We start from the raw sequence: 9,502 nt of genomic DNA on the forward strand, positions 1-9,502 counted from the left end.
TCTGGAGGGATAACCTTATGAGTACAGCGTTACATGCCGAAGCACGCCAGCCATCCACGAAGAGCGCCTTGCGTCAGCTGCGGAAGCAAGGGAAGGTTCCGGGCGTTGTTTATGGCAAGGAATTGGGGACAGGCTCCGCTATCGCGCTGGATGCCAAGGAGCTCGGGGCTCTGCTTAGAGGGAATGCGAGAAGCATTCTGGAACTCGAAGTTCCGGAACAAGGCAGCCGCTCGGTCCTGCTGTCCGATCTTCAACGGGATCCCATCAGCGGACAAGTCCTTCACGTGGACTTCCGTCATGTTAACTTAAACGAGTCTATTCAATCGTTCGTTCGATTGGATTTCCAAGGAGTAAGCCCCGGGGAGAAGGAAGGCGGCATGCTTCAAGCCATCCTGCATGAGCTGGAAGTGGAATGCGTCGCGAAGGATCTTCCGTCCTCGATTCCGGTCGATATCGGCTCGCTCGGAATCGGAGACCATATTACGGTCGGAGATCTCAAGCTTCCCGCCGGAGTCAGCGCGGCCATGGAGCCCGAATCGGTCGTCGTCGCCGTGCTCGCGCCTCAGAAGGAACGCAGCGAGGATGAGCTTGAAGCGATGGACGATGCGGCGGAGGAGAACGAGAACCACGAGCGCGCCGCGCTGGCCGTCGAGAAGGATTAAGCCAACCCCGGCGTTTCGCGCGGCTGCGCGTTGTCCAGAAGGAGTGCGGACGATTCGATCGTTCCGCACTCTTTATTTTTTTATGCGTCAGTATCCGGGTCGAGAGATGAAGGTAAATTGCTTGCGGCTGTACAAGATGCTGTTGACCTTGACGAATTCTTTGCCATAATATTCGATGAAGCCGATGTCCTTATGGATGGTGCCCCGGTAGATCTGAATGGGGACATCCGCGGCCATGTGGTCCAAGAAATGACAATCATCGAATATCATTTGTCCGTTCAAGTACATCATCGATACCCTCTTTCGATCGGAAAAATGGTTGTACTTCTAATGACACGGCAGAGTGACGATTCGTTGCAACGGGCCCTATTTTTTTCTTGGGCTTAGAAGCACAACGATGAAATTCTATTCGGGAAGAGCGGGGGAATATTCGCATGAAATGGATAGTGGGATTAGGCAATCCCGGATCCGCTTATGAAGCTACGAGGCACAATGCCGGCTTCATGGTTATCGACGAGCTGGCCAGAAGATGGGGAACCGCGGTTAGCCAAAGCAAGTGCAAGGCGTTGGTCGGAGAGGCGCGCGTCGACGGCCGGAAGGTTGCGTTAATCAAGCCGATGACGTATATGAACTTGTCCGGAGAGTCGGTTCGGGCTTTTATGGATTTCTATAAAGTCGAACTGGAGGACATGATCGTCGTTTACGACGACCTGGATACGGACCTTGGACGGATTCGTCTGAGGTACCAGGGCAGCGCCGGGGGCCATAACGGGATCAAATCCATCATCCAGCACGTCGGCACCCAGACCTTCAATCGAGTGCGCATGGGAATCTCGCGTCCGAAGAACGGGCAGCCCGTCGTCGATTTCGTTCTAGCGCCGTTCGCGAAGGCGGAGCAGGCCGATCTTCGTCGAATGATAGAGGAGGCGTGCGATGCGATAGAGTTCGCTCTCTCGCACCCGTTCGATCAATCGATGGCGAAGTTCAACGGTAAGCAAGGAGATTGAATTCGGGAACGGTCCATGGCGAACCGCGCTTAATATCGGAATGAACCGGGCATACTGAAGGTAATGCGGCGCCGCCCGCATACCCTACCTTCAGGAGGCATACATATATGGCTGTAAACTACGTATGCAGGCATTGCCGAATGCCGCTTGGAAGCTTGAATTCGATTCAAGTAGAAGACTACAGACTGGGCTTCCATTTCTTGACCCCCGAAGAGCGAAAGCGTATAATATCGTATAATTCCAACGGGGACGCGACTGTACAGGTCATTTGCGAATACTGCAGTCAAACCTTGGAGAGCCATCCGGAGCTGGTCCTGCAATCGAATCCGCTCCAATGATCTAACGACGATAGCGAGGCCTTGGCATGTGCCGGGGCTTCTTTTTGGATGTCCGCGCAAGTTTGCACTCGGCAAGCGGTTGGGAATTTTATGAACGAAGCTATCATTTGGATGGTCGGATGCCGAACCGACGCAAGCTTCATCGGCGTCAATGGACGTCGAAGGCGGTTTTTGCTTGGTGCCAGAAATTGAAAGGGGAAACGTAATGAAGGCGCTTATAAATACGTTTGCCACAGATCCCGAGCTGGTCTCCGTCCTGTCGGGAGTCCGAGGAGGCATGCGCGAGCAGCTTGTCGCCGGACTGTCCGGTTCCGCACGGCAGGTCATGATCGCCGCGATGTATCGCGAGCTGCAGAGACCGATGCTCGTCGTGACGCATAACATGTTCTCCGCGCAGAAGATGGCGGAGGATCTTCAGGAATGCTTGTCCGAGGAAGAGGTTCTGATTTATCCGGCGAACGAGCTGATTGCGGCCGAGACGGCGATCTCCAGTCCCGAGACCTCGGCAAGAAGAATGGATGTATTGATTCAACTCGCGGGAGGCTTCCGCGGGGTTGTTGTCGTGCCCTTCTCCGGCGTTCGGCGCTTCCAGCCCGACCGCTTGACGATCTCGCAAGCGATGATTTCGCTTAAGGTCGGAGACTCTTTGCCGATGAACGATTTTCTCGAGAAAATGGTCGGACTCGGCTACGAGAGAGTCGACCGCGTCGAACAGAAGGGGCATATGAGCGTTCGGGGAGGAATCGCCGACTTCTACCCGCTGACGTCGCCCGTGGCCGTTCGGGTCGAATGGTTCGACGACGAGATCGATTCGATCCGGACGTTCGATCCGGCGGATCAACGGTCGATCGACAAGCTCGATACGTTCCAGGTGCGCCCATGCCGCGAGATCATCGCCGACACCCGGCGGTTCGCCAACGCGGCGCAGCATGCGAGCGAGCTTCTGGACATCCAGTTGTCCAAGATGGCCGATCGCCAGGCCAAGGAGAAGCTGCAGGGCGAAATTGCCCGGGAAATCGATTTCTTGAGACAAAATATGTATTTCTCCGAAATCTATAAATATATCTCCTTGCTCTATCCAGAGAGACAGACTTTGCTGGATTACGTTCCGAAGGACACTCTGCTTCTGATGGATGAGCCGAACCGCCTGAACGAGACCGCGCGTCAGCTGGAGCGGGACGAAATGGAATGGACGACCCATCTGCTTCAGCAAGGCAAGTCGCTGCCCGGCTTCGTCCTTGCCATGAACGCGGAGCAGAGCTTGTATCCGAAAGCGTTCCAGATCGTTTACCTGTCGCTCTTCGTCCGCCAGATTCCTCATACGCAGCCCCAGAATATCGTGAACTTCGTTTGCCGTTCGATGCAGAACTTCCACGGGCAGATGAACGTTCTAAAGACGGAGATGGAGCGCTGGCGCAAGAGCGGCAGCCATATCGTTATGCTGGCCGGCAACGCGGAGCGGGCGGACCGGATGCGAAGAGTGCTCGAGGATTACCATATCGAGCTTCCGGAGATTTCGGAGGGCAACCTGCAGAGCGGCTTCGAGTTGTCTTCCGTAAAGCTCATCGTGATTACCGAAGGCGAGATGTTCACCCAGAAGCAGCGCAAGGCCAGGCGCGTAGACCGCCGGATGGACAATGCCGAGCGGCTCAAGAGCTATACCGAGCTGAAGGTCGGAGACTATGTCGTTCACCAGAACCACGGGATCGGCAAGTACCTGGGCATCGGCACGCTCGAAATCAATGGAATCCATAAGGATTATTTGCATGTCGTTTATGCCGGGGGAGACCGTCTCTCCATTCCGGTCGAGCAATTCGATCTCATTCAGAAGTACGTCGGTTCCGACGAGAAGGAGCCGAAGGTCAGCAAGCTCGGCGGCGCCGAATGGAACCGGGTGAAGTCCAAAGCCCGTTCCTCCGTCAAGGATATCGCGGACGATCTGATCAAGCTGTACGCGGAGAGGCAGGCGACGACGGGGTTCGCGTTCGGCGAGGATACCGCCTATCAGCAAGAGTTCGAAGCGATGTTCCCGTACGACGAGACTCCGGACCAGCTTCGCGCGATCGAAGAGATCAAGAAGGACATGCAACTTGCCCGGCCGATGGACCGTCTATTGTGCGGGGATGTCGGTTACGGGAAAACCGAGGTGGCGGTACGGGCGGCATTCAAGGCGGCGATCGAAGGCAAGCAGGTGGCGATCCTGGTGCCGACGACCATCTTGGCTCAGCAGCACTACGAGACGTTCCGCGAGCGGTTCTCCGGCTATCCGTTCCAGATAAGGGTGCTGAGCCGCTTCCGGTCGCGCAAGGAGCAGAACGAGACCATCAAGGGAGTCAAGGCGGGGACCGTCGACGTCGTCATCGGAACCCACCGGCTTCTCTCCCAGGATATCGTGTTCAAGGATTTGGGCCTCTTGATCGTCGACGAAGAGCAGCGGTTCGGCGTCTCCCATAAGGAGAAGCTGAAGCGGCTGAAGACGAACGTCGACGTTCTGACCCTGACGGCGACGCCGATTCCGAGAACGCTGCATATGTCGATGCTGGGCGTGCGGGATTTATCCGTCATCGAGACTCCCCCGGAGAATCGGTTCCCGGTGCAGACCTATGTCGTCGAGTACAGCCCGACCCTCGTCCGCGAGGCGATCGAGAGAGAGCTGGCCCGGGACGGCCAGGTTTACTTCCTCTTCAACAGGGTGCAGGGCATTTACCAGATGGCGGAGCAGATCAACGCGCTCGTTCCCGACGCCCGCGTCGCCGTCGCGCACGGCCAGATGTCGGAGCAGGAGCTGGAGAGAACGATCCTCGACTTCCTGGACGGCGAGTTCGACGTTCTCGTCAGCACGAGCATCATCGAGACAGGCGTCGATATTCCGAACGTCAACACGCTGCTCGTCCATGATGCGGACAAGATGGGCTTATCCCAGCTCTATCAGCTGCGCGGACGGGTGGGGCGTTCGAATCGGATCGCATATGCTTACTTCACCTATCAACGGGATAAAGTGCTGAACGAAGTCGCCGAGAAGCGCCTGCAGTCGATCAAGGAATTCACCGAGCTGGGGTCGGGCTTCAAGATCGCGATGCGGGACCTGTCCATTCGCGGCGCAGGCAACCTGCTCGGCGGAGAACAGCACGGCTTTATCGCTTCGGTAGGCTTCGATCTCTACTCTCAGATGCTGGCCGAGGAGATTCAAGCTCGCAAGCTGGAGCAGTTCGGCAGTCAAGAGCTGGCGGACATTCCCGTCAACACGCAGCTTGATCTCGGCGTGGATGCATACTTGCCGCCCGAATATATTTACGACAGCATTCAGAAAATCGAGATCTACAAGAAAGTGGCGGCGGCCGCTTCCCTGGACGACGTTCACGATATCTTCGAGGAGCTGACCGACCGCTTCGGCGATCCGCCGAAGTCCGTCCTGAATCTTCTGGCGGTAGCGAGATTGAAGGTGTACGGTCGTCAGTACGGAGTCGAATCGATCAATAAGCGGGGCGACGAGGTTCTGATCAAGATCGAGGCCCGCCGCCGCGAGCATATGGACGAGACGAAGCTAAAGGCTCTTGAGCAGAAGCTCAAAGGCAAGCTGCAGCTGCAAGCGATGTCCCCCCAGCCGACCATGAAGCTGTTCGTCCGCGGAATGGACGAAGATTCGATGTTGGCATTTGTCGAAGAGTTTCTGGTACAATACAAAGAAGTGACCAAAATTAAGGGGGAATTACAGGATGTCGCACCCTAAGCGCAGTTCGTATAGCCGGTTTGCGATTACGCTGCTGGCTGTCGTACTGCTCGTCTGCTTGGCGGCCGCCTGCGGCAAGAAAGAAGACAAGGTCGTTGGCGAATACGAGGGCGGACAAGTAACCGCAAGCGAATTCAAGCAATACAAAACCTTTATGAAGGTAATGAATCCTTATTATGCGAGCATCATAGACGAGGATTCCGTTCAGGAGAGCGTTCTTAGCTCCTATATCGGCATGAAGATCCTGAGCGCCCGCGCGACGGAGGAAGCCAAGACCCAAGGAACGGAAGAAGCGAACACGAATTTCACTACGATCAAGGATCAGATCGAAGCGTTGGACGCGGACACGAAGAAGTCGATCGAGGACATCATGAAGGAAGGCGACCTGACCTACGATCAGATGAAGTCGTTCATCACGACCCAGACGATCGCGTCGAAGGATGCCGATCTCAAGGTAACGGACGAGCAGATCTCGACCTACTACGACGAGAATAAGGATTCTTTCAAATACGCGACCGTTCGCCACATCCTGATCGGCTTCACGGATAAGGAAGGCAAGACCCGCGAGAAGGCGGACGCGCTTAAACTGGCCCAAGAGGTCAAGCAGAAGCTGGTCGACGGCGGCGATTGGACCGCTCTCGCGAAGGAATACACCGACGATACCGCCACCGCGGAGAACGGCGGTCTGTATGAGAAGGCCAACCCGGACCAATGGGTCGAGGAGTTCAAGAATGCCGCGAACACGCAGCCTCTTAACGAGATCGGCGATCCGGTCGAGACGGAATACGGCTACCACGTGATCAAGGTCGAGGCCCGCGGCACGAGCACGCTGGAGGAGTCCAAGCAGACGATTCTCTCTACGCTCAGCGGCGAGATCATCGACAAGTTCATGACGGACGAGCTGCCGGGCTTGATCAAGAGCATGGACGTGCCGAAGCCTAGCGCCAGCCCTTCGGCTTCGGCAAGCGCAACGGCTTCCGCTTCGCCGTCCGCATCCCCGTCGGCATCGGCGCCGGCGAGCCCGGAAGCGTCCGCCAGCCCGTCGGCGTCAGCAGGACAATAATCGCCTAGGTCGCGCAACCCCTCCGTATAAAAGGAGGAATCGGATGATCGATCGGAGACACGCAGGGAAACGCCTGCGTGTCTTTTTTTTTCTCTAGGGAGACCGGTCGACTGATTCGCCACAATATGGAAGGGGGTAATAGATAATGCACAATTCAGACGATTCGGCCCGGCCCCCTTAAACTGGGAATGGCTTCCGAATTCAATAAAGAGCGAGGTAAGAGTTTGGCTCCTACGGAAGGACAATGCAGCAAGCAGGTGCTACAAATAATGGAATCGGACCCGGAAGAGCAGCCTTTGTCCGGCGCCGTTCCGGCGTTAGGCGGCCTTATTTGACGTTAATCTCCATCGGTGGGCAAGCGCATAAGAAATTGGGAGGGGTTGAATACTATGCCCAAGTTCAAGGTCACTTTTCTAACCAATGGTCAACGGTTCGTCATACAAGCCTAACGTTCGTAAACGTCCGCAAGCGGCAGGCTGATTCCAGGGTTAATCACATCCAAGAAAGTGGGGCAACACGAGCTATGAAAGCAACCGGGATTGTACGTCGCATTGATGACCTCGGTCGGGTCGTTATTCCAAAAGAAATTCGCCGCACGCTCCGCATTCGCGAAGGGGATCCGCTCGAGATCTTCGTGGACCGGGACGGGGAAGTCATTCTCAAGAAGTATTCGCCGATTGGAGAGCTGGGCGACTTCGCCAAGGAGTATGCCGAATCGTTATACGAGAGCACGGGCCATACTGCGATTATCTCGGACCGGGATACCTTCATCGCCGTGGCGGGCGCTTCGAAGAAGGAGTATATAGACAAGCCGGTCGGCAGCATGCTCGAGAATTGCATGGACAACCGCAAAATCATCGTCGAATCGCAGTCGGGCAGCTACGAGATCCTTCGCGACAACGCGGAGACGTTCAGCTCCTTCGCGATGGCGCCGATCGTGGCGGGCGGCGATCCGATCGGAACGGTCATTCTGATCAGCAAGGACGATAACGTTAAGATGGGCGAGCTGGAGAGCAAGATGGTCGAGACGGCGGCCGGCTTCCTGGCCAAGCAGATGGAGCAATAGAACGGACAAAACTCGCCTGAGATCCGAGTATTCCCCATAAACGATAAAAGCTTCCCGGAGGTGGTTCGTTCACTTGGCGGCGGAGCTTTTTCATTATGGCTGCGCGGGCGGGGACCGTCATGGGCAAGCCGCTTCGGACCGGCGAGTCGGACGAGCCTTCCCGAGGTTTGTGTTATAATGCTTCATGGATGGTTAACCAATCTTTGCGTTCGCTACCTAGGAAAGGAATGCTCCATGAAGACGGATAGGGGAAAATCCGCAGGCGGGAGCTCTGCCCTTTGGCAGAGCGCGGCTCTCCTGGGAGGGGCCGCTCTGCTCTCGAAGCTGATCGGCACCTTCCAGAAGATTCCGCTGCAGAACCTGGCGGGCGACGAGGTGTTCGGTCTCTACAGCGCCGTCTATTCGCTCGCCGTCATGTGGATGACGCTCGCGTCGGCAGGCGTTCCGATCGCGGTATCCGTGCTTGTCGCGGAGCGGGCGGCGGATGGCGACGAGGCCGGAATTCGGCGGGTGCTCCGCTACTCCTTGGTCGTTCTCACCGCCAGCGGTCTGATCGCCTTCGCGATTCTGCTGCTCGGGGCGGATCTCTTCGCGGAGTGGATGGGCGTCCAGGAGGCGGCTCAGGCGATTCGCACCTCTTCGCTGGCGCTGCTGTTCGCCCCGATGACCGCCGCGCTTAGGGGCTACTCCCAAGGCCGGATGCGGATGCTGGGCCCCGCCGTGTCCCAGCTCTCCGAGCAGACGGCCCGCGTCGCGTTTATGCTGGTCGCCTTGCTATTGGCGGTCGATCACGCATGGTCGACCGGAGCGACGGCCGCCGCCGTTCACGGCGGGCTTGCGATCGGCGGAGCCGCCGGGCTGGCGGTTATGGCCGCGATGCTCTGGCGGGAGCGTAAGGCTTCAGGGCCTCGGGCTCCGTCAGAGGCTCGCTCCGGGGCAGCCGCTTCCTCGCCGCCAAGGACCGAGAGGGAATCCCGAGGAGCCTTGCTTCGCCGAATCCTTGCCGTCGCCTTGCCGGTCGCGGCCGGCTCGATCGTCGCGCCTCTCTTCGGGCTGATCGACGCCTTCACGCTGCCGCGCCTTCTGCAGAGCGCCGGCTCCACGGCGGCCGAGGCGATGGCCTCCTTCGGCGAGTACAACCGCGGCATCGCGCTGCTGCAGCTCATCGTCATGGCGGCGGGCGGCGCTTCCGGCGCCCTGGTCCCTGCGTTGACGGCGGCTCGGACGCGAGGGGACCTGGGCGGCCAGCGGCGGCAGGCGGCATTCGCGCTTCGCCTCGGCTGGTGGTTCGGCGGCGCCGCCGCCCTTGGGCTCGCCCTGCTCGCCCGGCCGGTCAACATAGCGTTGTTCGCCGATGCGGGAGGCACGACGGCGATGGCGATCATGGCTTTCGCGGCGCTAGGCGGCACGCTCCAGGCGATCGGCGCCTCGCTGCTGCAAGGGCTCGGCGACCTTCGTTCGCCCGCCGTGCATCTCGCCGTCGCCGCGCTGATCAAGGCGGCGCTCAACGCGCTGCTCGCGCCCGGCTTCGGCATCGACGGCGCAGCCGTCGCCGCGCTTGCCGCCTACGGCTCGGCCGCGCTGCTCAACGCGCTCGCGCTGCGCCGTCTCCTGCCGCCGCGCGCCGCCTTAGACG

General features: G+C 58.3%; 8 protein-coding genes. 7 read left to right on the forward strand and 1 reads right to left on the reverse strand.

Annotated elements, in window-relative coordinates:
* The first annotated feature begins 17 nt into the window (after positions 1-17).
* Positions 18-662 (forward strand): 50S ribosomal protein L25, encoded by a 645-nt coding sequence (locus H7B67_RS29480; RefSeq protein WP_185123484.1) that lies wholly within the window; start codon positions 18-20, stop codon positions 660-662.
* An 87-nt stretch (positions 663-749) separates the two neighbouring features.
* On the opposite strand, the gene H7B67_RS29485 is transcribed toward H7B67_RS29480, so the two are convergent.
* The gene (locus H7B67_RS29485) at positions 750-953 is read right to left on the reverse strand and encodes a hypothetical protein (protein ID WP_245364120.1); all 204 of its coding nucleotides are present in this window, start codon (positions 951-953) and stop codon (positions 750-752) included.
* Between the two features lie 143 nt (positions 954-1,096).
* On the opposite strand from H7B67_RS29485, the gene pth reads away from it, so the two are divergent.
* The 6 genes from pth to H7B67_RS29515 form a co-directional block, all read left to right on the forward strand.
* Positions 1,097-1,669, forward strand: coding sequence for an aminoacyl-tRNA hydrolase (gene pth, locus H7B67_RS29490; RefSeq protein WP_185123485.1), 573 nt, complete (start codon positions 1,097-1,099; stop codon positions 1,667-1,669).
* Positions 1,670-1,776: 107 nt separating this feature from the next.
* Complete coding sequence (gene fin, locus H7B67_RS29495; protein WP_185123486.1) at positions 1,777-2,007, forward strand: anti-sigma-F factor Fin; 231 nt, start codon at positions 1,777-1,779, stop codon at positions 2,005-2,007.
* Positions 2,008-2,212: 205 nt separating this feature from the next.
* Positions 2,213-5,737: a transcription-repair coupling factor gene (gene mfd, locus H7B67_RS29500; protein ID WP_185123487.1), complete on the forward strand. Its 3,525-nt coding sequence runs from the start codon at positions 2,213-2,215 to the stop codon at positions 5,735-5,737.
* Entirely contained in the window at positions 5,724-6,800 is a 1,077-nt protein-coding gene (locus H7B67_RS29505) for a peptidylprolyl isomerase (protein ID WP_185123488.1), read from the forward strand. Before mfd ends, H7B67_RS29505 begins: the two co-directional genes overlap by 14 nt.
* Before the next feature lie 523 nt (positions 6,801-7,323).
* Complete coding sequence (gene spoVT, locus H7B67_RS29510; protein WP_185123489.1) at positions 7,324-7,866, forward strand: stage V sporulation protein T; 543 nt, start codon at positions 7,324-7,326, stop codon at positions 7,864-7,866.
* 234 nt (positions 7,867-8,100) lie between these two features.
* Positions 8,101-9,502: polysaccharide biosynthesis protein (locus tag H7B67_RS29515; RefSeq protein WP_185123490.1), on the forward strand; the 1,402-nt coding region annotated here is incomplete at its 3' end.

The sequence above is a fragment of the Cohnella thailandensis genome (assembly GCF_014212135.1).
GTDB lineage: Bacteria > Bacillota > Bacilli > Paenibacillales > Paenibacillaceae > Cohnella > Cohnella thailandensis.

Excerpts from the sequence above, each read along its gene's own strand:
- H7B67_RS29480 (WP_185123484.1), top strand. The coding sequence starts at position 18 with ATGAGTACAGCGTTACATGCCGAAGCACGCCAGCCATCCACGAAGAGC.
- H7B67_RS29485 (WP_245364120.1), bottom strand. The coding sequence starts at position 953 with ATGATGTACTTGAACGGACAAATGATATTCGATGATTGTCATTTCTTG.
- pth (WP_185123485.1), top strand. The coding sequence starts at position 1,097 with ATGAAATGGATAGTGGGATTAGGCAATCCCGGATCCGCTTATGAAGCT.
- fin (WP_185123486.1), top strand. The coding sequence starts at position 1,777 with ATGGCTGTAAACTACGTATGCAGGCATTGCCGAATGCCGCTTGGAAGC.
- mfd (WP_185123487.1), top strand. The coding sequence starts at position 2,213 with ATGAAGGCGCTTATAAATACGTTTGCCACAGATCCCGAGCTGGTCTCC.
- H7B67_RS29505 (WP_185123488.1), top strand. The coding sequence starts at position 5,724 with ATGTCGCACCCTAAGCGCAGTTCGTATAGCCGGTTTGCGATTACGCTG.
- spoVT (WP_185123489.1), top strand. The coding sequence starts at position 7,324 with ATGAAAGCAACCGGGATTGTACGTCGCATTGATGACCTCGGTCGGGTC.